17 protein-coding genes and 1 pseudogene are annotated in these 25,236 nt (G+C 38.2%); 10 read left to right on the forward strand and 8 right to left on the reverse strand.

What is annotated here, in order from left to right; all coding sequences use genetic code 11:
• The first annotated feature begins 35 nt into the window (after positions 1-35).
• The 8 genes and pseudogenes from QME58_09860 to QME58_09895 all read left to right on the forward strand — a co-directional run bounded on the left by QME58_09860 (position 36) and on the right by QME58_09895 (position 8,812).
• Positions 36-671 carry an aminotransferase class I/II-fold pyridoxal phosphate-dependent enzyme gene (locus QME58_09860; protein ID MDI6804137.1) on the forward strand — a complete coding sequence of 212 codons (636 nt, stop codon included), beginning with the start codon at positions 36-38 and terminating at the stop codon, positions 669-671.
• Between the two features lie 280 nt (positions 672-951).
• Positions 952-3,003 (forward strand): GspE/PulE family protein, encoded by a 2,052-nt coding sequence (locus QME58_09865; protein ID MDI6804138.1) that lies wholly within the window; start codon positions 952-954, stop codon positions 3,001-3,003.
• Positions 3,004-3,146: 143 nt separating this feature from the next.
• On the forward strand, positions 3,147-5,441 hold the full coding sequence (gene hypF, locus QME58_09870) for a carbamoyltransferase HypF (GenBank protein ID MDI6804139.1): 2,295 nt from the start codon (positions 3,147-3,149) through the stop codon (positions 5,439-5,441).
• A 4-nt stretch (positions 5,442-5,445) separates the two neighbouring features.
• Positions 5,446-5,712, forward strand: coding sequence for a HypC/HybG/HupF family hydrogenase formation chaperone (locus QME58_09875; protein MDI6804140.1), 267 nt, complete (start codon positions 5,446-5,448; stop codon positions 5,710-5,712).
• Positions 5,709-6,791 (forward strand): hydrogenase formation protein HypD, encoded by a 1,083-nt coding sequence (gene hypD / locus QME58_09880; GenBank protein MDI6804141.1) that lies wholly within the window; start codon positions 5,709-5,711, stop codon positions 6,789-6,791. Before QME58_09875 ends, hypD begins: the two co-directional genes overlap by 4 nt.
• 9 nt (positions 6,792-6,800) lie before the next feature.
• The gene (gene hypE / locus QME58_09885) at positions 6,801-7,865 is read left to right on the forward strand and encodes a hydrogenase expression/formation protein HypE (GenBank protein ID MDI6804142.1); all 1,065 of its coding nucleotides are present in this window, start codon (positions 6,801-6,803) and stop codon (positions 7,863-7,865) included.
• A 9-nt stretch (positions 7,866-7,874) separates the two neighbouring features.
• Positions 7,875-8,390 carry a 3'-5' exonuclease gene (locus QME58_09890; protein MDI6804143.1) on the forward strand — a complete coding sequence of 172 codons (516 nt, stop codon included), beginning with the start codon at positions 7,875-7,877 and terminating at the stop codon, positions 8,388-8,390.
• Between the two features lie 59 nt (positions 8,391-8,449).
• A pseudogene (locus QME58_09895) lies at positions 8,450-8,812 on the forward strand (methionine-R-sulfoxide reductase).
• A gap of 146 nt (positions 8,813-8,958) precedes the next feature.
• Here QME58_09895 and QME58_09900 read toward each other — a convergent pair.
• The 3 genes from QME58_09900 to QME58_09910 form a co-directional block, all read right to left on the reverse strand.
• Entirely contained in the window at positions 8,959-10,533 is a 1,575-nt protein-coding gene (locus tag QME58_09900) for a 4Fe-4S binding protein (protein MDI6804144.1), read from the reverse strand.
• Positions 10,530-11,441, reverse strand: a complete 912-nt coding sequence (locus tag QME58_09905; protein ID MDI6804145.1) for a DUF362 domain-containing protein — start codon at positions 11,439-11,441, stop codon at positions 10,530-10,532. The genes QME58_09900 and QME58_09905 overlap by 4 nt, the downstream gene beginning before the upstream one ends.
• 290 nt (positions 11,442-11,731) lie before the next feature.
• Positions 11,732-14,464, reverse strand: a complete 2,733-nt coding sequence (locus tag QME58_09910; protein MDI6804146.1) for a T9SS type A sorting domain-containing protein — start codon at positions 14,462-14,464, stop codon at positions 11,732-11,734.
• A gap of 479 nt (positions 14,465-14,943) precedes the next feature.
• Here QME58_09910 and QME58_09915 point away from each other — a divergent pair, with 479 nt between their 5' ends.
• Together QME58_09915 and QME58_09920 are read left to right on the forward strand one after the other, a co-directional pair.
• Positions 14,944-16,014 (forward strand): hypothetical protein, encoded by a 1,071-nt coding sequence (locus tag QME58_09915; protein ID MDI6804147.1) that lies wholly within the window; start codon positions 14,944-14,946, stop codon positions 16,012-16,014.
• A 20-nt stretch (positions 16,015-16,034) separates the two neighbouring features.
• Positions 16,035-17,588 carry an AMP-binding protein gene (locus QME58_09920; protein MDI6804148.1) on the forward strand — a complete coding sequence of 518 codons (1,554 nt, stop codon included), beginning with the start codon at positions 16,035-16,037 and terminating at the stop codon, positions 17,586-17,588.
• On the opposite strand, the gene QME58_09925 is transcribed toward QME58_09920, so the two are convergent.
• The 5 genes from QME58_09925 to QME58_09945 all read right to left on the reverse strand — a co-directional run.
• On the reverse strand, positions 17,573-17,836 hold the full coding sequence (locus tag QME58_09925) for an acyl carrier protein (GenBank protein MDI6804149.1): 264 nt from the start codon (positions 17,834-17,836) through the stop codon (positions 17,573-17,575). The two genes, QME58_09920 and QME58_09925, sit on opposite strands and share 16 nt — an antisense overlap.
• Positions 17,833-19,848, reverse strand: coding sequence for an asparagine synthase (glutamine-hydrolyzing) (asnB, locus tag QME58_09930; GenBank protein ID MDI6804150.1), 2,016 nt, complete (start codon positions 19,846-19,848; stop codon positions 17,833-17,835). Before asnB ends, QME58_09925 begins: the two co-directional genes overlap by 4 nt.
• Before the next feature lies 1 nt (position 19,849).
• Positions 19,850-20,836, reverse strand: a complete 987-nt coding sequence (gene nadE / locus QME58_09935; GenBank protein ID MDI6804151.1) for an NAD(+) synthase — start codon at positions 20,834-20,836, stop codon at positions 19,850-19,852.
• 23 nt (positions 20,837-20,859) lie between these two features.
• The gene (locus tag QME58_09940; protein MDI6804152.1) at positions 20,860-21,387 is read right to left on the reverse strand and encodes a hypothetical protein; all 528 of its coding nucleotides are present in this window, start codon (positions 21,385-21,387) and stop codon (positions 20,860-20,862) included.
• 8 nt (positions 21,388-21,395) lie between these two features.
• A partial coding sequence (locus QME58_09945) for a FlgD immunoglobulin-like domain containing protein (GenBank protein MDI6804153.1) occupies positions 21,396-25,236 on the reverse strand: 3,841 nt, incomplete at its 5' end.

Raw genomic sequence — 25,236 nt, forward strand, 5'->3', positions numbered from 1 at the left:
AAGGGTGAAACTTAAAAGATTATATCCGTCAATTCATGGCTAACACAACACTAGTTGAAATTGCAGCAAAATATAATTTAGCGATAATATCGGATGAAGTATTTTTAGATTATGCGATAACTGATAATGAACAAAGACTAGAATCGTTTGCCGGGAAATACGAAGTACTAACATTTACAATGAGCGGTATTTCAAAAATGTTAGGTTTGCCTCAAATGAAATTAGGATGGATCGTTGTTAATGGTCCGAACAGGCAATGCGTGGATGCTTTATCGCGGCTCGAAATGATTGCAGATACATATCTGTCGGTAAATATACCTGCTCAAAATTCACTACGCTACTGGCTGAATCAATTCCATCATATAAAATCAAAAATATTGGATCGCGTTAGGCAAAACTATTTTCTTTTGCAGGGAGCCAACAAAAATAATGTAGCGTCATCCGTTTTGTCTGTTGAAGGGGGATGGAATGCAATAATAAAACTTCCGAAAATTCGCACTGATGATGAGTGGGTGGAAAAATTTCTTCTTAACTCGAATGTCCTGTTCCAGCCCGGATATTTCTACGACTTTGAAGAAGATGCTAATCTTGTAATGAGTTTGATACAACATCCCGAAATCGTTGAAATAGCTTTAAATTTATCAATATTTAAAGAGCGTGTTGCCGAATAGTCATTGCGAACGTAGCGATGCAATCTCACTCTCGAAATCAACTCAATAATAAGAGATTGCTTCGTCGTCCGTCGGCTGACCGACTCCTCGCAAAGACATTTTAATCCATTTGGCAACACATTCATAAAGTATAGCTCAATATTTTACTTTCTGATATATTTAGTTCCAGTCTCCCAAACGTGTGCGTTCAATCACGCCTCTTGTGCAATATCACATGAACGAGCAATGCTATTAGTTATAATGTGAGCAGATAAAAGCCACATAACTTAAGAGAATAAAAATGTATAAAGAAGATAAATTTGTTGAAAAATTTGAAGATTTGAAAGAATCTGACGAATTTATTAGTGACAGCACGCCCCTGAAATTTGTAGAATACGAGGGAAATTCTTCGAATGATCAGATGCCAACGGGTGTGGTATTTACCGACCTTATCAATCATCAAATTGAAAAAGAAATCAAAATTGATGAACCTGACGATTCAGGAGGAGAATCCGTAACGAGTTCCGAACTACCCGCTTTAAGCGAAAGTTTAAAGCCACCGGCTCCAAAATTATCCAAACAAGTCAATGCTTTACCACGATTTATAGACCTATTGTTGAAAAATAAAGTTATAAATATGGAAATGGTAGCAAGTGCTATAGAGATCCATCGAAAGGACGATCAGAAACGCCGGTTGTTAGATATTTTGATTGAAGATTTAGCTGTCGATCGTGACGTAATCTTCAAATATGTTGCGCGGCATTATTCTTTTGAAACTGTAAATGCGACATCTGTTTTTGGGAACAAGGATAAACTTCAATTCATCAAAAAGCATTTGCAGTCGTTGCACCCCTTTTTTTATGAATTGGCTGTTCGGAGAAAAATTCTCCCCTTCGAATTGTACACCAATGGAGTAGATAAGCTAATCGTAATTACACCCGACCCGACACACCCTGACGTCTCGAAGGTTGCAAAAGCTTTTAAATATCGAAAAGCGGAAATTAAATATATATCTCTTGGCGAATTTAACGAGTTGTGGAGGCAATTAGCATTCGATCAAGGTTTGAAATCTGGGGGACTCGATTTCAGTGATGAGTTCATGCAAGTTTCAAAAATGGAATATGAGAGCGAGCTTGAACGTTCAATCGATGAATCTGTAGGACACGGTAAACTTGCTGAGCTTGTTGAAAGTATTATGGTAGATGGAGTTCGTACAGGAGCAAGCGATATTCACGTTGTTCCACGAGCTGCTTTGCGGACAGAGTTTCACTTTAGAATTGATGGCAGATTAACGATTTGGAGTACAGTCTCAGATGTCCGTGCTGAGGGAATTTTAGCTGTTGTGAAAGACCGTGCAAAAAATTTAGACCGCTTCGAAAAATTCCTTTCTCAAGATGGGTTCGCTCAAAGAACTGTGGATAATCAAGTAGTTCGTTTCAGGTTTTCTACTATGCCTATTTATGGGGGCGACCTGAAAAATAAATTGGAGTCTATCGTAATTCGGATTTTGCGTGGGGGCGACGTTATTGCAGGTTTAGATTCATTAGGAATGGATAAACACACCTCGGATAATTTCAATAAATCGATTCGAAAAACGCAAGGAATAATTGTTATCACAGGTCCTACAGGAAGCGGTAAAAGCACGACTCAGCTCTCAGCAATTAAAATGATTATCGATCCGGCGTTGAATATAGTTACAATCGAAGATCCTGTTGAATATTTAATCGACGGTTGCCGGCAAGTTAAACTAAATCACAAGCTCGATTTTGAAAGTGCACTGCGCGGATTATTACGCCACGATCCGGATGTTGTGATGGTCGGTGAAATGAGAGACAAAGTGTCCGCAGATATTGCAGTCAAATTGGCAAATACAGGGCACTTAGTTTTTTCGACTCTTCACACCAACGATTCCATCAGCGCCATAACACGTTTATATAATATGGGGATTGAACCCTTCTTGCTCGCTTACACTATTAATGTTATAGTTGCTCAACGACTACTAAGAAAATTATGCGAGAGGTGTAAAACAGTTGATGAAGATTTGAATTATGAGTTACTCTTAGATTTGGGTATTGAAGAGGAAATTATTAAAGGAACAAAGTTTTACAAGCCTGTCGGTTGTATTCGCTGCATTAAGGGTTACCGCGGGCGGATAGGTATCTTTGAGGCTCTGAAGATGTCGAAAGAAATGCGACAGGTTATATTAAGGTCAAAAGATTTAATTGATGAAGATGCACTGCGTACGTTAGCTTTGAAAAATGGTATGATCACATTGAAACAATCCGCTATCAATTTAGCTACATCCGGTGTTACTTCGTTACACGAAATTACAGGAATAGCGATGGAAAATTAAAAAATACGGTTCCCCACCGTATAAATAGCAACAAACAACAAAAAACACAAACCTCCGAGCCCGGGCAACTTCCTCCCGGGCTTTTTTATTTTCAATCCGGTAAAATTTGATAATCATCATCAGTCGTTTTATATTTGAGTATAATGTTAATTCGTTTACACATAGCAATTCGTGGTGCTGTTCAGGGCGTAGGTTTTCGTCCTTTTGTTTATCGTATTGCAACAGAGATGAAATTAAATGGTTTTGTACTAAATTCTTCTAAAGGAGTTTTTATAGAAGCAGAAGGTGAAAAGTCCGTTCTAGATAAATTTTTAATGCGTTTAGAGAATGAAAAACCAAATATCTCAGTGATTACGAGTTTAGAATTTTCGTTCCTCGATCCGGTTGGGTTTCAAACTTTTGAAATCCGGGAAAGTACACAAGATGCAGAAATCTCTGCTTTCATATTGCCGGACATCGCCGTTTGTGAGGATTGCTTGAACGAGATGTTCGATCAGGAAAACCGCCGCTATCTTTATCCATTTATTAATTGCACTAATTGCGGACCTCGTTTTTCAATTGTCGAAACATTACCGTACGATCGCCCGAACACTTCAATGAAAAATTTTACAATGTGTATAGAATGTCGTCGTGAGTACGAAAATCCCATCGACCGTCGCTTTCACGCTCAACCGACTGCTTGCCCGATATGCGGGCCACAAATTGAACTGTGGAATAAAAATGGGGAAGTGGTTTCAGAAAAATTTGAAGCTATCACAAAAACCGTTGAACTAATTGAGGAAGGTAAAATAATTGCATTTAAAGGTTTAGGCGGTTACCAACTAATTGTTGACGCTTCTAACAACGAAGCTGTTTCTCAACTTCGCAAACGCAAACAACGGGAAGAAAAACCTCTCGCTTTAATGTCTCCAAATATCGATTTCATAAAAATGCTCTGTGATGTTTCCCAATTTGAAGAGCGCTTATTACTTTCACCCGAATCTCCAATTGTATTGCTGAAGAGAAAGCTGAACTCTGAAAAAATAATTTCAGAATTAATCGCTCCTGGAAATCCATACTTGGGTGCTATGCTTCCTTATACTCCGCTTCATCATCTATTAATGAAACTGCTTGTAAAACCTGTTGTTGCAACGAGTGGTAATTTATCGGAAGAGCTAATGTGTATTAACGAACATCAGGCGTTGAAACGGCTGAGTGGGATTGCTGATTATTTTTTAGTTCATAATCGCCCGATTGTTCGGCACGTAGATGATTCAATCGTCCGCATTATTAACGGCAGGGAAATGGTTCTGCGTCGTGCACGTGGTTATGCACCTCTACCAATTCTTATTGAAACATCAAATCTCTCAAAACCAACATCCATAATTGCAGTTGGTGCGCACTTAAAAAATACGATTGCTCTTACAAATTCGAATAGCATATTTATCAGTCAACATATTGGCGACCTTGCTACCAACGAAGCTTATCAAGCCTTCTCGGATGTGATTTCAGATTTCGAAAAAATGTATAATTCTAATGTTCTCCATATTGCACACGATTTACATCCGGAGTATCTTTCAACAAAATATGCTCAATCCGGGAAGAGAGAATTAATCGGTGTTCAGCACCACCAAGCTCACATTGCTTCGTGCTATGCCGAAAATCGTTTGAGTGGAAATACGCTTGGTGTTGCTTGGGACGGAACAGGTTATGGAACAGACGGGACAATCTGGGGTGGCGAATTTTTTATTTATGATGGGAAAGAGTTTAATCGGGTGGCTACGTTTAAACAATTTCGATTACCCGGCGGCGAACAAGCAATCAAAGAACCTCGTCGTGCAGCATTAGGAATATTGTATGAAATTTATGGGGATAAAATTTTTAAACCATCATTTATCCCTTTTATGAATAATTATTCTACTTCAGAATTACAAATACTAAGACTAATGTTTGCAAAGAACATCAACTGTCCGATTACTTCAAGTGCGGGCAGGCTTTTCGATGCAGTTTCAGCTTTGATTGGTATTAAGAATAGTTCTGCATTCGAGGGACAAGCCGCAATGATGTTGGAATTTGCAGCGGATTCAACAATTGAAGAAAACAGCTATTCGTTTAATATTCATCAAAAAGAATTATATGAAGTTGACTGGCGAACGATGATAGAAGAAATATTGGAAGATGTCAGAAATAATATTATACAAGAAATTATTGCAAAGAAATTCCATAACACAATGGCTCATATCATTTTAAAGATCGCACAAATGATTCCCGAGTATAAAGTAGTTTTGAGCGGTGGATGTTTTCAAAATGCAATACTTTTAGAAGAAACAATTATGCTGTTAAAAAAAACAGGTTTCAAACCTTATTGGCACCAACGTATTCCACCGAACGACGGTGGAATTTCGCTCGGACAAGCAGTGATCGCGTTGAATAAAATAAATTATAAAATAAAGGAATAATAAAATGTGTCTTGCAGTTCCCGGAATAATCATTACAATCGAAGAAGTCGATTCATTACGGATGGCTAAAGTGAGTTTCGGCGGTGTGATGAAACAAATATGCCTTGAGTGGGTACCTGAAGCTAAAATTGGTGATTATGTTATTGTGCATGTAGGGTTTGCTTTGAACATAGTCGATGAAAAAGAAGCCGAAGAAACTTTGAAAATGATTTCTGAAATTGAAGCGTTGATGATCGAAGAGGAAAAACAAAACACTACGAGTCCAGTATGAAATACTTAGATGAATACCGCGATGCAAAAGTTGCGCAGGTTCTGATTCAAAAAATAAAAAGTACAGCAAAAAGGCCGTGGGTGATAATGGAAATTTGCGGGGGGCAAACGCACACAATTTTGAAATATGGAATTGAAGAGTTGCTGCCTACGAACATCACACTCGTTCATGGTCCCGGCTGTCCAGTCTGTGTAACACCACTTGAGATGATCGATAAAGCAATCGCTATTGCCTCGCTGAAAGATGTGATATTTACTTCCTATGGTGATATGCTGCGAGTTCCCGGTTCGAAATCAGATTTGTTAAACGTGAAAGCAAACGGCGGTGATGTGCGCATGGTTTACTCGCCATTAGACGCATTAAAAATTGCTGAAACTAATCCGGAGAATAAAGTTGTTTTCTTTTCAGTTGGTTTTGAAACTACAGCGCCGCCGAATGCTATGGCAGTTGTTGAAGCTCAACGTCGTAAATTAAATAATTTCTCGATCCTTTGTGCTCATGTTTTGGTACCTCCGGCAATCGAGGCATTGTTATCTTCAAAGGCGAGCCGAATTCAGGCGTTTCTTGCTGCTGGACACGTTTGTACTGTGATGGGTTATTCCGAATATCTGCCGATATCAAAAAAATATAATACCCCAATCGTTGTAACAGGTTTTGAACCGGTCGATATTTTGCAGGGAATTTTGATGGCTGTTCAACAATTGGAAGAAAGTCGTTGTGAAGTGGAAAATCAATATTCGCGTTCAGTGCGACTTGAAGGGAATCCGATTGCAAAAAAACTTCTTGCAGAAACATTCGATATTGTCGATCGGAAGTGGCGTGGCATAGGAACAATTCCACAAAGCGGATATCGGTTGAAAGAAAAATATTCATCTTTTGATGCAGAAAAAATATTTAATGTTGAGTATATTACTAAAGAGGAATCGCCGCTGTGCATTGCAGGCGAAGTATTACAAGGATTAAAAAAGCCAACCGAGTGCAGTGCGTTCGGGACTCTCTGTAAACCGGAATCTCCGTTAGGTGCACCAATGGTTTCAACCGAAGGTGCCTGTGCTGCATATTTTCATTATCATAAATAGAGAAAGTAAATGGAAGAAAACAAACAATTTAATATTGACAATTATTCCTGTCCACTGCCGATAACAGATTACGACAAAGTTATGATGGCACACGGTGGAGGTGGAACATTGTCGCATCAGCTAATAGAAAAAATGTTTTTATCTCAGTTCGATAATGAGCTACTAAATATGCAACACGATGGCTCAGTGTTCGAAATTGGAGAGGAGAGATTTGCATTTACAACCGATTCGTATGTTGTGCAACCTATATTTTTTCCCGGAGGTGATATAGGTGAACTTGCAGTAAACGGAACGGTAAACGATTTAGCGATGTGCGGCGCCGAACCTATTTACCTTTCCGCAGGATTTATTCTAGAAGAAGGCTTCCCTTTGGAAGATTTGTGGCGTATTACAATCTCAATGAAAAAAGCCGGTGAAAGAGCCGGTATCAAAATCATTACGGGCGACACGAAGGTGGTTGACCGCGGGAAAGGGGATAAAATTTTTATCAACACTTCGGGTATCGGAAAAATATATCCGGGGATTGAAATATCTCCAAAGAATTGCAAGCCCGGTGATGTAATAATTATCAGTGGAAAATTAGCGGAACACGGTATGGCGATAATGTCGGCTCGCGAAGGGTTGGAATTTGAAACTGCAATCAAAAGCGATACCCTTCCGTTAAATTCATTGGTGTCGGCGATGGTAAGAGTTTCTAACAAAATTCACGTTATGCGCGACCCAACCCGTGGAGGTGTAGCAAGTACTCTGAATGAAATCGCATCATCAGCCGGTGTCGGAATCGAGATTGGCGAATTAGCAATTCCGATTTCCGAAGAAGTAAGAGCCGCTTGCGAAATATTAGGATTCGATCCGCTTTATGTTGCAAATGAGGGAAAGTTGATTGCTTTTGTCGAGCAGGAAGACGCTGATAAAATATTGGTGGCTATGAAAAATCACCCCGACGGAAAAGATGCTGCAATTATTGGTAGAGTTGTGAGCGAGCACCCCAAAAGAGTTATTATGAAAACTTCTATCGGAAGTATGCGTGTAGTGGATATGATATCGGGCGAACAATTACCAAGGATTTGTTAGGATAATACTATGAACTTCCTCGCTATAGACTTTGAAACAGCCGATTATCAACCGGATAGTGCTTGTGCTATCGGACTTGTACGAGTTGAGAACGAAAAGATTGTTGCTCGTGAAGCCCATCTTATTAACCCACCTCGTAGGAGTATGGTTTTTACATATATACATGGAATTACTTTGGCAGATGTTATGCACTCACCTAAGTTTAAAGATGTTTGGGGAAAGATCGATCATCTTTTGAAAGACATCGATTTTTTCGTTGCCCATAACGCAGGATTTGATAAAGGAGTTTTGTATGCTTGTTGTGCAACTTCAGGACTTCCTCTTCCGGCAACTGAATTCGAGTGTACGATGCGGCTTGCACGAAAAATCTGGAAAATTCATCCAACAAAATTACCCGATGTTTGCCGCCGTTTCGATATCTCGCTCAATCACCACGATGCCGCATCTGATTCTGAAGCGTGTGCTCGAATAATGATTCGAGTGTTACAAGAAACCGGAAATACCTATCTAAAAAATAAAAAATAATTATGTTTATAATAATCCTCTTAATATTACTGAATAGTTTAACTTTTGGACAAACAAAAATGAAGTACAATACCTTATCTACTGAAGAGCAACGAGTTATTATTAATAAAAGTACCGAAATACCGTTCACAGGTAAATATGTTAAGCATAAAGAAAAAGGAACATATATCTGTCGGCAATGCGGTGCACCTTTGTATCGGTCGTTAGATAAATTCGATTCTGATTGTGGCTGGCCCAGTTTTGATGACGAAATCGCCGGTGCGGTAAAACGAGTGCCTGATTCGGATGGTATGCGAGTAGAGATTACTTGTTCTAAATGCGGCGGGCATCTCGGTCATGTGTTTGAAGATGAAGGGTTCACTCCCAAAAATGTGAGGCACTGTGTTAACTCTGTATCATTGGATTTTATCCCTCAAAAGAAGAAGTGAAATTAATAACTTTATTCAAGTTGAACGGTTGCAAACAGAAACCGTTGTCCGACGGACTCCTTTGGAGAAACGGTTGAAAAATATTGTATATTTTAACAGTTTTTTATTTCTCGTTACTAAGGAGATCAACTTGAGTTACCTTAAAACGGAAATTCTATTAATCCTTCAGGCACATCTTCCTTTTTCTTTACATCTGGTTTAATAGCTTGTAAATGGACGGAGTTTCTTCGAACATAAATTGCTTTTCGCGGTGTAGTCGGGCAGGCATACTCGCAGGCGCCACATCCTGTACAAAGGTCGTTGTTGAGTTCGGGAAGTTTTAATTTCCCTTCATAAGGAGCCATCTTAACGGCTTTTGTCGGGCAGTGCTCTGCACAAGCAGCACATTCTTTTTTCTTATCAATTACTACGCAATCTTCTTTTACAAAATGCGTTCTACCAATTTGTATTAATTTTTTTGATGGAACATCAACAGGCAGAATAGCTCCGCTTGGACAAATTAAAGTACAAATGTTGCAATCGTAGTTACAAAAGCTCGCATCGTAATTCAATTTCGGCTGTAGAATTCCATCTATCCCATAATCGAACAAGGTTGGATATAATACATGCGTAGGGCAGGAGGTTACGCACAAATGGCAAGCAGTGCACAAACTTTTAAAATGTTCGATGCTGATAGAACCGGGAGGCGAAATAGGATGCTTTCTTGCATCTTGAAACCCGTTTCTCTGAATTCCAATTGTATCCGTTATCGACATAACCGGTAGTGAGGTTACAGCGACTGGAATAATATTATACTTAAAAAAATTTCTTCTTGAAGAATTGAAAACAACCAGCGAGGTTGATGCATTTCTTAATTTGATTCCAGCATAAATAACACCGCTCGTCGGGCACGATTTTATGCAATTAAAACAACCAATACACGAAGCGAAATCAATTCGTTTAGTTTCGCTTTCAATACAGTTAGCTTTGCACACTTTTTCACAAGCACCACATTCGTTGCAGGCGGTTTCATTGATCACGATTTTAAAGATTGAAAACCGGGAGATCAATCCTAATAATGCACCCGCCGGACAAAGACTATTGCAAAATAATCTGCCTTGTGAATACGACATGTAAACTATGAGTGCAAAAAATAAAATGGGTATTGCAAGAATATCTAAACTAATTTTGCGTAAAGGGATAACGTATACAAAATAGAGTTGAAAGTCTCCTAAAATATTGGAAATAAAGTTGTTCGTTAAAATTATCAGGGGTTCTGCGGTGTTTGTTAAAATTCTACCGTAATTACTGAATGGCTCAAACAAATTCAATAACGTGGTGCTGCCAGCGACTGTAAATATCGTTAAAAGAATAAATAATAAATAATGATAAATGTAAGGCGATTTTTTATACTGGAACCTCTCCCGCAGGTTAATTTTTCTTTTTAAATAAATAACAATGTCTTGAAGAGTCCCTATTGGGCAGAGAGTCGAACAATAAACTCTTCCGAATGCAAACGTCAATAGGATAATAAAAATCAGCCCGATGGTTGTTACGCCGGTATAAAAGAGAATTTTTAGGAGCGCAGGAATCAGTTGCAGTGCTACAACATAGTTAGTGAATTCCGGTGAAATTTTATTCCACGGATCTAAGAATAACAGACTGATGAGAACAAAAAAAACAAGAGAAACTACAAATCGAATATTTTTGAGACGAGTTAATTTAGGACGACTCACACAGTTATCCGTTTTATATTGAGTTTATCTAAATCTTTTATCCCAACCTTCATCTCTGCCGCATATCGGATATAGCCGATGTCATCCGGATTCAATCCAAAGAGTTTAGCGGCTGCGGCATCCACTGCTACCATATCGGTTGATATTAATTGTGCCTTCATAGTTACTACATCTTCAATGGAAATGCCGCGTGGACCGTTTGCTTTCATTACCCAATAGGCATCTACAATATTTAAGTCGGGTTTGCGGTATGTAGCAAAATCAGCTATGCACTGGTGCAAATCTGTTCGATGCCAGTATCTTCTGTCCCACACGTTTCCCATCAAATTTTTCATTGCGATTGTTAATGTTGTTCCGCTATGGCTTTTAAGTATGGGAACGTTAATGAATACGTTTGAGGAGAGTATAATTTCGTGTTCTTTGGTAGTTTTCAAAGATTTACCATTAGCAATTGTTACGGATTGGTAGTAGCTTTCACTATTACCTGGAACAATTTTTCCGCCAACATCTTTTACAGCTTTTTCGATGCCGCTGTTTTGGTAAGCTCGTTGCCATTCGTCGCATGTGTGGTCAACGACATAAACATCCTTTGCACCCGCATCAATACAATGTTTGACAATTCGGGAAACTAATTTTGGATGTGTATTGGCTGCACGTTCGGGAGGTACATCCCAGCCGATATTAGGTTTTACAACAACTGTCTGTCCTTTCTTAACGAATGTTTTCATACTCCCTAATGCTTCAATACCTTTATCGAACATTATATCCGGCTCGCCTCCTTTAATTGCAATAAGATCGTAAGTGGTTGATGTGATTGGAAAAAGTTTTTCATACTTTCCAAAATTAAGCAGAGACCCAAGTGCCGCTGAAGCTCCAATACTGCTTTTAATAAATGCTCTTCGATCCATAACAATTTTTCCTAAAGTTATTGATGATGTTGTTTAGTTACTGAAGTTACGCAAAAGAGTCATTCTGAACGAAGTGAAGAATCTGAAACCTCAAATTCAGGCTATTTTTAGATGTTTCGCTTCGCTCAACATGACAAAAAGTCAATTCTGCGTAACTTCAGATATTAAGAGATAAAAATTGTAAAATCTAATACTTGCATTTAAAAGTCAAATAAGTAGCCACGACATAGTCGGTGCTACTTATTGAGAGAACTTGCTAAACAGAATCTCGCGGAGACGAGCATTTGATACTATTTGAGTATCATAAGTTTTTTTATTTGAGTGAATGTGCCGGCTTCAAGACGGTAAAAATAGAGTCCGCTTGCAAACTCTTTTGCATCCCAACGGACTATGTGATTTCCCTCCGGTAATTCCTGTGAAATTAATGTGCTGATTTCGCTGCCAAGCAGATCGTAAACCTTAAGACTCACATTCGATTTAACAGGTAAAGAAAATTTAATAGTCGTACTTGGATTGAACGGATTGGGATAATTCTGTTTCAGGCTGAATTCGAGAGGTGTTTCGTCTGCACTATAGAGTGTAGATACATTTATCATCACTGAGTTGCTGTAGTGTGATAATCCGTTGTTGTCAATTTGACGCAATCTGTAATAGTAAATACCAGGTAAAGTAATAGTTCTATCAAAATATCTATATTCGTGTTGTTCAAGGGTTGTCCCGCGTCCCTCCACAAAGCTTTCAGGAATCTCTTCAAAATTTAACTCATTTTCAGCACTTCGTTCTACATAGAAACCATAGTTATTAATTTCACTGATTGTTGACCACTTTAATTCGACAGTCCCATTAGTGTGTAAAAAATTGGCGGTGAATGAAGTTAAAGTTACGGGCAAATACGTATCGCCTGGGTTATCAATTCCAGAAAAATAGAATCGAGTTTCTCCACCAACGGATGTATAAATTCCTCCTGCATATACTTTCGCGGTATTAGTATTAAGCGAAATTGATTTAACCCATCCATTTAAATTTGGATTCCAAATAGTTAAAAATCCTGTTGAGGTTTCGATTTCTGCTAAATAATTTCGACTGGTTCCACCTATATTTGTGAAAGATCCACCTACATATATGCTCGCCCCGGAGGCTATAATTGAATGAACCACTCCATTTGCATTGGGATCCCAAAAAGAAGAATTGCCAGTAGTAGCATCGATTGTGGCAATTCGGTTTCTATTTTGGCCACCGATATTAGTAAAATTACCTCCTGCGTATATATTAGAACCTGAAACGGCTAAGGCACGCACTGTCGCGTCTGCATCGGGATTCCAATCTTTTACACTACCAGTGTATGCATCGATTGCAGCGATTCTTCTCCGTTGGAGATTGGTAACAAGACCTAATCGTTCAAAAGTACCACCAAAATATAATGTTGAACCAGAGACAGCAAGTGACAGTACTCCAACACCGGTACTTTTACCGGAATCATCAAGTGCATCTACATTCCAGTTTCTTGAAAGACCAGTATTAATATCAAGGGCTGCAATCTTGATATCTGCTCCACCACCGATGTAATTAAAATATCCGGCGGCATAAATATTTGAGTCTAATACAGCGAGTGCCATAACGTTGCCATTTGCATTCGGATTCCAGTTTGTTAAATTTCCAGTGTTTATGTCGAATGCAGCAATTCTGTTTCTTGTTAGTCCACCAATATTTGTAAACTCACCACCGACAAAAATTTTTGAGCCGTAAACCAAGAAAGCGTAAACATTACCATTTGCATTCGGGTTCCAAGGTGTAGCGTTTCCAGTTGTTGCATCAATCGCAGCAATTCTATTTCTTGTTATTCTACCGATTGTTACAAAGGTTCCCCCAGCATACACTGTGGTCCCGGAAACAGCGAGCGCTAAGACATTACTATTTGAATTAGGATTCCAGCTTGTGGCATTGCCGGTTGTTAGTGCAAGTTCGGCAATATAATTTCGTGCAACGCCTCCGATGTTTGTAAATGAACCCGCGATATATAATCTTGATCCGTAAAAAACAATTTCACTTACTGGGGCATTCGCATTAGGATTCCAATTCGTTGCACTTCCGTTCGATTGATTGATCTCAGCAATATAATTGCGCGATTGAGCGCCAATGTTTGTGAATCTTCCACCCGCATAAACGGAAGAATCTGAAAAAGCTATTGTCTCGACAAAATAATCTGCATTAGGATTCCAGCTTGTTGCATTTCCCGTTGTTGAATCCAATTCGGCGATATAGTTTCTGTTCCCACCACCTATGTTCGTGAATCTTCCCCCTGTGAACACTGAAGAACCAGAAATTGCAATAGTACTAACGATGCTATCCGCATTAGGATTCCAGTTTGTTGCATTGCCAGTTGTTAGGTCAATTTTTGCGATATAGTTTCTAGTTGCTTCACCAATGTTGGTAAACGAACCTCCAGCATATATGCTTGAACCTGAAACAACTAAAGCACTTACTGAAGCGTTTGCGTTAGGATTCCAGCTTGAAGCAAGTCCTGTAACGGCATTAAGTGCGGCTATCCTATTTCTAGTTGCAGCTCCAATGCTTGTAAAAATTCCAGCAACGTACACAGTTGTATCAGAAACAACTATATCATTTATGGAAGCATTTGAATTTGGATTCCAGTTCAGGTTTAAGGACTTATCCGGTAGTATGTGGGCAATTCGATTTCGCGTTACACCACCTACCGAAGTAAAAACGCCTCCTATATACCATCCTCCGGAACCGTCCGAGGTAACAGTATAAATATCTCCATTTACTTTAGGGAAATCAGTATCGGCTCGGGATGTGTTTACATCAATGACGGCTCCACGTCCTGTTACGGGTCCAACTAATGTAAAACTCCCTCCGATGTAAACAGTATTGCCTGAGGTAGCTGTTGCTGTTACCTCACCGTTCGTAACCCATAAATTATTTTGTATTGATTGGGTGAGTGCTTGGTTAAGTATAGTCAAACTGATAATTAACAAAAAAAAGATTTTAAGTAAATTATTCATTTAAATATTCTCCATAGTTATTAAGATTTTTTTTTAAAATATAACATTATCTATCCATAATGTCAATAAAAATAACAAGGAGTGTGCTATAAATCATACAAAGGAATATTAATAAAAAACGTTTATATTTACTTAAAAACAAAATATTTGGATCATTTTTTTTAATTATTTTTAAAAATCTGTAGCATAATTAACTCGGCGTGGAGATCAATATTTACAAAAATTATCAATTCATATTTTTACTCAGTATACTTAAAGACGGTCGTGTTACCGGTCAACTTATTAGGCTTGGGTTTAGGGATATGGAAATTCTTTCGATTTAACAAGTATTTTTAAATGATATCCTTCGTGACTAAATTCTTTTGGAAATTCACGTCGGTTTTGCCACAGATTTCTTATTTCACAACTTGATATTGATTTCTTCTTTATTTAAATTTACATCAATTAACGTAGCTGAAAAATAAATAAAAATAGATCAAATGGGTAAAATCAGAACTTTTAATAATCAAGATATACCTCAGGTAATTGATCTCAATATCAGGCTCTTCCCCGGTAGTTCGAGCTTATCCCGCGAAAAGCAGGAATTCTTGTTTGCGGAAGTTTGTTTTCGAAATCCCTGGCATCATCCGGATATAAGCTCGCTGGTCTACGAAGAAAACGATGGTAGGGTAACCGGATTTTTATGTGTTGTGCCTCGCCATTTTTCATTTAATGGACAAATCATAACAGTTGCTGTTGGTCAACATTTAATGGTCGACCGGACTGCATTAGCGAGCGTACAATTATTTAAAAAATTTTTAGAAGGACCGCAAGACCTTTCGATTACCGATATGGCGATAGATCTTGCAAAACCGATTTGGGGCAGGTTTGGTGGTACAACAATTTATACACATAGTATTTATTGGCGGCGGGTTCTCAGACCTTTAAGTTTTGCTTCTTCTTTTCTAAAAAAAGAAAAATCGATCTTACATTCATTTGCTAATGTAAATCCGCTATGGGCTACATTAGATTCAATTGTAAATAAATTTCCGTCTAAAATTTTTCATTTTAAATTACCAAATGTAATAAGCGAGGAATTGACCACTGTTGAATTTCTTCAGAATCTTCCTAATTTTAATAAAGATAAAAAATTATTCCCAGTTTATACCGCAGAATCGTTGAGTTGGCTATTTGCCCGACTAACACAGGAAGAGAGATTCGGAGTGTTTCAAAAGACTTTAGTGCGTGATACCGATAATAAAATTCTCGGTTGGTATCTTTATAATTTAAAACCAAAGGGTAGAAGTGAAGTGCTTCAAATAATTGCTCGTAAAGATTCAATCAATACAATTCTTGATCATCTTTTCTACAACGCTTGGAAAAAAGGGTCGGTTGAATTATGTGGAAGAATTGATCCACAATTCATGAAAGAGTTTAGTAACAAATACTGCCTTTTCATGCCCGGACGAAATTGGATGTTAGCTCATTCCAGAAACCCGGAAATAATTAATGCTTTACATTCTAACGAGGCACATCATACCCGTTTGGAAGGCGATTTATGGTTTTTATAAAAGGATATCAAGGATAATATATGCTATACACAACGTGCGATTTAATTAATAAATACGACATAGGATTTGCATCAAAGGTTGTTTTAATTGAGAACAATGAGAAAGTAACTTACTCCGAGTTACAAGATAAGGTAAATAAGTTTGCCTCATTTATTTCGAACAAAGGTTTGAAGAAAGGCGACCGGATAGCAATTTATCTTCCACGATCGATTGACGCTGTAGTAGCGCTATTTGCAACATGGCTGAACGGATGCATCGGTGTTATCATAAATGATGTTCTTAAAAAACAACAGGTGAATTATATAATCGACCACTCTGGAGCTTCACTAATCATTTCAAACGAAAAAATGTTCTCATCTCTTGAAGCTACATCATTAACAAAAGAAGCAGTGGTCCGAATCGATCAAAAGTTTACCGAATCGGGAAATGTAAATTATCCGAAAGTGATAGGTTCAGATGTCGCATTAATTATTTACACATCCGGCTCGACCGGAATGCCGAAAGGGGTAATTCTAAGTCACACAAATTTAATATCAGGTGCATACATTATATCCGATTATTTAAAGTTAAACCATAACGATATAATCTTAAGCTTGCTGCCCTTCAGTTTTGATTATGGACTTAATCAATTATTGACGGTCGTGTTAGTGGAGGGGACTCTTGTAATACAAAACTCAGTTTTCCCGGCAGATATTTGTAAAACGCTATTGACCGAAAATATTACCGGTATGGCTGGAGTTCCATTATTATGGCAGCAACTCGCGCACGATAGGTCTCCTTTTATTAAAAAACAATTTCCAAGTTTGCGCTATATTACAAATTCTGGTGGACGAATGCCCGAAAGTTTAACCCGTTTATTCCGTAAATGCCATCCACGCGTTCAGATTTATCTTATGTACGGTTTAACTGAAGCGTTCCGTTCAACTTACCTTCCGCCGACCGAAGTGGATGTTCGACCAACTTCAATGGGGCGTGCAATACCAAATGTTGAAATTCTTTTATTGAATGAAAATAGAGAAAAATGTAAAGCGGGTGAGGTAGGAGAGGTTGTCCATCGAGGGGCATGTGTTGCTTTAGGATATTGGCGCGATGATAAAAATACTGCTGAGCGTTTTGGATATTTAGATTTGCCCGAACACGGCGGTGTGTATAAAGAGCGCGTCGTTTTTTCCGGTGATTATGCGAAGATGGATGAAGAGGGTTATTTGTATTATGTCGGAAGAAAAGACCAGATGATTAAAAGTCACAGTGTAAGGGTCAGTCCTGAAGAAATTGAAGCATTTTTATTTGCATCGGATATGTTGGCTCATGTTGTGGTTTTTGCAGTTCCAAAAAATGAAATCGAACAAAGTATTATTGCGGCAATAATGCCACGCGACCCTTCGACTTTTAATAGTAATAAACTATTAGCTTACTGTAAAACAGAGATGCCGGATTACATGATACCTTCGGATATCTGGTTAATTAATAGTGTACCCCAAACTTCGACCGGTAAACCGGATAGGGTAAAACTTAAGGAATTATACTTAGCAAGGGAAGCTACGGTAGAGAATAAAAATCACATAGCAGAATGATTAAGTTTTGAACTGAGGAATTCTTTGATCTTTTCTATAGAATCAAAATTTTCAGCAACTAATTCCTCGTCATCAAATCGGATGTTATAATTAGATTCGAGAAATGAAATTAACTCAAGTGTTCCCATTGAATCAATTATTCCAGTGCCAAGCAGAGAAACAGTATTGTCAATCTTTTTCTCTTGATTAAATAAAAAATTTTTGCTTATAAAATTGCTTACAGTTTTTCCGATTTCTTCTTTATTCATATTCCTTGTACTCTATCGATGATTGTTGAAAAGTTGAAATTATTATTTCTAATTGAAGGATTTTCTTTTATATAGCTCTGAACCAGCAATTGAGCTGAAAGAATTCCTATAAAGCCCATGTTATCCGAGTTACTAACAGATGAATAATTTCCCTCCTTAATTATTTTGCTTACTTTATTGAAAAGCCCCCTCGAAGTTTTTACATCAAACAAACCGAATGATTTAAGTAAGTTTTCTGAAAACATCTCCTGAACATATTGATTACTGCTGTTAGTTAAAAAGGAGATTGCATCCGGTGCGCGGTAGGGCTGCTTTTTCCTCTCGATAATTTCATCAGGAATTTTTCCTTTTGCTACCCGCTTCAATATATATTTTTCGTTTAGTCCAATGAGCTTATAATCGGATGGGAGATTGTTGCAAAATTCTATAACATCAATATCGAGGAATGGAAATCTTCCTTCAACCGAGTGCGACATCAGCATTCTGTCGCCCTGAGAAGATATTATGTAACCTGAAAATAAAGTAATTATTTCTAAAAATTGTGCACGCGACAGGGTGTCCCAATCAGCAAACTCCTCTGGCAATGCATCTGAAATATCAGGTTTTGGTAAAGTTTGTAATTGACCTTGCAGCTCAGCCGAAAAGAATTTCTTTAAACTTGCGGTGGTTGTCCAACGTGGGACATGCGAAAAGTCAAATTTATTCAAATTATCGAAACCACGTTTCCAGAATTCTATTGAGATCCCTTTGGCATGCATCGGAGACCGGGCAAGGTATGGATATAGGCGTTCGAATAGAAGCGGACGGATTTTTGACATGGGTTGATTTGCCAAAAACCGGCGAATTTTATCTTCGCGAAAGAGGTCGTAGCCCGCAAGAAATTCATCAGCCCCCTCACCGGTTATTACAGCTTTAAAACCATAGTTGTTTACAAGTTTTGATAATATAAATAAAGGAACCGGAGCCGTTCTTAAAATGGGTCGCTCGGTATGTTTTATAATTTCCGGGAAATAATCAGCAATATCTTTTTTAGTAACAACAATTTCTTCATGCTTGCTTTCCAAAGTTGCAGCTAACATGTGCTGAAATTTTGTTTCATCAAATTCTGCATCTTCGAAACGGATTGAAAAAGTGCGAAATTCACCTTGCTTAACTTTTCGACCCATCCAAGCTACCAACGAGCTATCTAACCCGCCAGAGAGGTAACTTCCTACCGGCACATCAGCTCGCATAATCCGAAGTTTTGTTGCATTTAAAAGTTTTTCTTCTAACTGTTGAGTCGCTTCAGTAATATTAGAATAACTTCTTGGAGAAAACTTATCCTTCTCCGGAAAGGTAGGCTGCCAATATCTTTTATCAATTTTGTTCTTACCATACTCATATATCCGAATAGTTCCCGGTTTTAATTCCTCAATTCCTGAAAAAATTGTTTCAGGAGCAATGGGAGCCCAATACGTAAAAATTTGGTCGAGAGCTATTGCATTTATTTCGCGGGTTACAGAAGGATCTGCAAAGATTGCTTTAACTTCACTCGCAAACCATACCCGATTGTTTTCCTCTTTGATATAAAGTGGAAGGATGCCCACGTGGTCTCTCGATAGGACGAGCTTTTTGCGTCGAGAATCCCAAATAGCAACAGCCCATTGTCCGTTAAACTTTTTGAAGCACTCATCTCCCCAATTCTCGTAGGCATGAATTACAACTTCAGTATCAGATTTAGTTTTGAAGCGGTGGCCAAATATTTCCAACTCCGAACGTAATTCGATGTAATTAAAAATTTCTCCATTAAATGTAATCCAAAGAGTTTCATCCTCATTACATAGGGGTTGCTGTCCCGTAGTCAAATCAATAATTGATAAACGAGCATGAGCCATACCAGCGTTCAAATCTCTGTAATAACCGAATTCATCAGGACCACGATGCGAAAGTGTGCCAATCATACTTTTAAGAAATTCTACAGATGGTGGCGGATGGTTTTCGGTTAAATTAATAATTCCAGCTATTCCGCACATATTAGATTTTTATAATTTCCGAAATTGGCTCAACCAACAAAGGGGGAGTGTGTAAGTAACGTGTTGCTCTCCGTTTTGATTCGATATCTTTGTAAACTCGTTCTATTTGATCTTCCTCTAATCCGATTGCCATGGCGACTTCGTTCTCAGGGATGTTATAATTATAAGCATACAAGCACAAATCCAATTTATCGTACGATAATGAGAAGAAAAATTCTTCCTGGGTTTGCGAGAGTGAATATGTATCGGTTGTAGGAGGTTTTGAATAAATCTCTTCAGGAAGCCCTAATGCTTTTGCTAGTGCATAGACTTGAGTTTTATACAAATGTGCAATTGGCTTGAAGTCGGCGCTTCCGTCTCCATTTTTAACAAAAAAACCTTGATCATATTCTAAACGGTTCGGTGTTCCACAGACTGCATAGTTCAATCTGTCAGCATAATAATACTCGATTGCTTTCCTCGTTCTTTGCTTCCAATTAGTTGCAGCAATAAGTTTTAAGTAAGTTTGAGGAGACATCCGCTTTGCCGTCTGTTGTCCGTCAGGGGATTCGACAGTGAGGCGAAAAATATTTAAACGATTACCGTCGAGAATAGAAGGGATGGATATTTTACATTTCCATTTCGAATTATATTCCGGAAATAACTCCTGAATCGCTTCAATTTGTCGCTGATAGCATCCCGAAGATTCAAGAATTGGAGTAATATCTTCAGTAACCATTTTAATTCCTAATTGATTCGCAAGCAAATTTGCAAGCGAGGCAGATTCGGGAGATGAGTCGCGTTCTGGCATCTGGATAGCAAAAATATTTTCTTTACCCAATGCTAAAGTGCAGAGAGAGGCGCAGACCGAACTATCGACACCGCCTGAAATTCCAATCACGACACCTCGTCGTTTCAGCACTTTTAAAATTTGCTCGCGAATTGATGAAGTTATTTTTTCGATAGTTTGTTTTGTATCGATTTCTAATATGTTATTTGAGAAAGCCATTTTATTTATTTCTTATTTAATAATTATGGTCGGGTAGGTGGGTATGGTAATTCTTTAGGTTTTTGTTCATCCGTACCTTTAGATGTAACGATTGCAACAATTCCTGCAGTTGCAGCTATTCCACCTAAAACATAATACAGCCAGGTTTTCGATTCGGCAACGGGCTTCACATATATTTCAAAATAATATCCTTCTTTGCTAAATCCTTGTGGGAAATCGCGTCGGTAATACCAACGAATTTCTTTGTTCTCACCTGCGTAATAACCTTCGCCAATATCGCCCTCAACTGTAAGCGGTTTGATATTAAATGTTGGGTCATCTTCCTTTTTCATCACAACACTTACTTCATACTTAGATTTAGCAGAGCCTACTAAATCATACTGTATGATGATAATGTCGCTTTTAGTTATCCACTTTAAATTTGTACCGATTGGTAATTCGTCTGACTTGTCTTGCGAAAATGAAGCCTCGGTCACGAAAAAGGTAATCAAAATCGGAATCATGCATATCGTGATTATGCGGCATTTGTTGTTAATATATTTAAAAATCATAGTTTCACCTATTTTATTAATATCATTTTTTTCGTGAGAAGGATTTCTTTCCCTGCGGACATTCTATAAAAATAAATACCGGTCGGGACGATTTGATCATTGGAATCAGTTCCATTCCAGGAAAAAGTGTGTACTCCTTTAGGATAACGTCCATGGGTCAGCACTATCACTTTTTGTCCAAGTGTGTTGAAAATTTCGATCATCAGTTCCGAATCTATCGGTAACTTTACGCTAATTGTCGTGCTGCTGTTGAATGGATTTGGAAAATTTTGTGAAAGTTCAAAAACATCAGGAATCATCATTGAAATTTCATCCTCTACAAATTTCGCTGTACCAATTATCAACTTAAACGGTGTTGATTTTTGAACGGCGTTGAAGCCATAAGAACTCTGTCCACGCAGGTTGAATGGAGTAGTGTTCGTTTCATTGACGAGTATAACCTCGTATTCTTTTGGAATTTGTGCAATTCCATAGAAATGAATCGTACCCTGTGATTTTTTGGGATTCGAAATATCAAAATTCCAAACTTGTCCATCACCGAGAGACGGACGCAAATCGGAACTGAATCTGCTAAAGGTATTGTCCCAATCCTTCCGCTCGAAATACAGGAAACTCTGGTCCATAAAAAGTGGAGGTTTACGGCTATCAAGTGAATCTTCTCCAATTTTAGCAGATGATGCTATGCCCACAAAATTTTCGGGATCACGATTCAATTCAGTTTCATAAATTATTTGCACCTTCCAAAGAATGTCCGCCTCATTAGTTTTATTGCTACCAATCCAGCCGAATGGGTAGGGAATTTTTAACGTTGTTAGATTATTTAAATTAAAGAAATAATATCCTTTAAACGGTTCTAATGTTGATTCCTGTTTATAAGAACCGTTGTAACTGTGTAATTGACTTGCGAATGAGATATTATTAGAATAAAGAATCGATTGCCAGGTTATCAGTTTATCAAACGGATTCGCGATAATATTCCATCCTGGATGGAGCGAAATACTATAAAAAGCTGTACTATCAAGTTTTGGTATTGAAATATCGAACCCTGTAAATTCCAAATTATTATTCTTAATAAACCAATATCCTTCACCGGTTCTGAGTGAAGAATTTGTCGATAATTCCTGGAGGAAATTTTCGTTGTTGCCGTTGTCTGCGAAAATTCTCCAATCAAATTTTTGGGTTCCGGTAACTATATTTGAAAATTTTAATGAATCAACTAATCCGGGAACGCTCACCAATCTATAATCGGTAGAATTAAACTGTGCAGTGGGATAAGGGACTGTCGTGGACATTCGTACAGTATTTGGCAATCTGCCATAGACAATAGAAAATTCACCGCTCTCACTAAAAACAACATCGTTACTGGAAGATTCGATTCGGAGTTTACATTTCAAGACGATACTTTGGTTTTGAATCAGAGTATCAGGTACTCGCCATGAAAATAGTCCTGTATTTGCTTGATTTTGTTTTAACAAAAGGTAAGTATTTCCATTTTCGATAGATAATTTAATATTGACATTGCCGCTCAGGTTCTCGCTTCTCCATTTTGTATCGTATTTAAAGCTGGTCGCCCAATTCATTATTGGTGAATCAACGGTAATGTTTGCATTTAATGTTGTAAAGCTTCGGACGGAGGAAAACTTAGTGATATCTTGCCCAACTTTAGCATTAACCCGCCAGAAATATTTTTTAAGATTTGCTAAATTAGGAACTTGAATAAACGTATCAGCAATAGCAACTGAATTGAAAACGAATTTTGAAGTATCGGTAAAACTTGAATCGGTTGATACTTGTGCGTTGTAAGAAGCACCACCAGGATATCTGAACCAACTAATTATTGGATTTGTAGAAATACCAGATGCACCGTTAGGAATTCCCGTAAGATCTGGGGGGGGGAGTAAACGACCAAAAATAGCGTGTTGGTTAATAGGGGAATTCATTATTACAATCGCCGGATTACTATTACCCGAATATGAACCACTTCCAGATCCTACCCAAGAACTAAATATATAAGTTGAGTCTGCAAATCCTACAATAGTAACAGTATCGCCTTTTGTATGCCAATTATTTGAAGGTATAACCGTACCACCAGTAGAGGCTTCCATAGTTAAAAAATAACGAGTTGAGAAAAATGCTCTGAAAGTCGTGTCCGTATTGGGTGCCACGACATGAGAGATTGTACCAGTATCGCTCCACGATGTCCAGATATACTCAATTCCTACTGTGTCGCTTTGTGGTGAAATAGCAGTTATTGTATGACTGGAACCACGAATCCAGTTTAAAATTTTCGGACTTATATATGTTGAATCATCTACAATTATTCTTCGACCAACTGGAGTAGTAGTAACTGTAACTTGTACTGCCTCTACAAAATTAGCTGTTAATAATTTTGAGCCATCAACAATAATCGCCAGCGGATTGTTTGTGGATGTGATCGCTCCCGACCATCCTGTGAAGACATAACCTTTATTAGGTGTTGCGAGCAATTGTATTGTATCGCCTTCGGTATAAAATCTTCTGCCGGAGGGACTAATCGTACCGGCGATGGTTGGCAAAGGTGTTCCTGTGATTGCATATTGAGTCTTAAAATATGCGATGAAAATTGAATCAGTACTAGGCATAATTGTATGACTCTGAGCACCTCCATCACTCCAGCTTGACCAAATGAATTGCTTATCGGGTGAAACATCTGGTTGAGGCGACGGTGCACCAAGTGATTGTTGTGAACCGGGATCAACACTACGCGTTTGTGTTGCTGTATATGTTTGTCCGTTGTAAATAAAAGATCGTCCTTGAGGTACTGTACTGATAGTTATTTGGATTGGATTTCGCGTAAAGTTTGCTAACTCGGTGATCGGATTATTTATTGTAACACTTGCCGGATTGTTAGAGCCACTATACGATCCATTCCCCGTACCGCTCCAGGATGTAAATCTATAGTTGTTTTCCGGGATAGCAGTTAACCCTACTGTTGTTCCTCTGTTGTACCAACCGCTTGGTGGGGTTACGGATCCACCCGGGTTTGTCTGCATAGTCAAAATGTACTGAGTTGTAAAATTAACTATAAATGTGGAATCATTTAAGGGAACTACATTATGAGTTCGCGTTCCACCATCACTCCAACTATTCCACAAATTTCGTGTTGATGTACCTGCATACTGTGTATCGATTGTACTGATAGTATGAATTGAACCGGTCATCCATCTAAAAGTACGTGGACTTGTATGAAGTGTATCGTCAACGAGGATAGAAAGACCTACTGGATTGGATTGAATAGTTACGTTCGCAATGTATCTATTAAATTTTGCAACCTGTCGTATCGGTGAAAGCACGACAATATTAGCCGGGTTAAGTGTATCGGAATATGAACCAATACCAATTCCTACCCAATTCAAAAATTTAAAACCTTGCGGTGCAAAAGCACGGATCGAAACAATCTTGCCGCTATCTTGCCATGCACTTGCAGGTGTTACCGAACCGCCGCTATCAGCCAACATAGTTAGATAATATTGTGAACGATATATTGCTGTGAAGCTCGAATCGTTTCTTATTGTAACGGTATGTGTCCGACTTCCCAAATCACTCCATTGTGAAAAAATATTCCGAACATCAGTAACTCTTATTTGTGAATCGATGGCGCTGATTGTATGATTCGAGTTATATAACCAATAAAATTGTTGAGGACTTTGATACTGAATACCATCGGCAATAAAAAATAAACTATCTGGGTATGTTCGTAAATTTACTACGAAAGCTTGTAGTGCAAATAATACCCGTATCGTGTGGTTGGATGTTATATTCTCAAATGTATAACTTGCAGGGGCGCCTATATATGCACCGTTTACAAAC

This window comes from Bacteroidota bacterium (assembly GCA_030017895.1).
In the GTDB taxonomy this organism is placed as follows: domain Bacteria; phylum Bacteroidota; class Ignavibacteria; order UBA10030; family BY39; genus JASEGV01.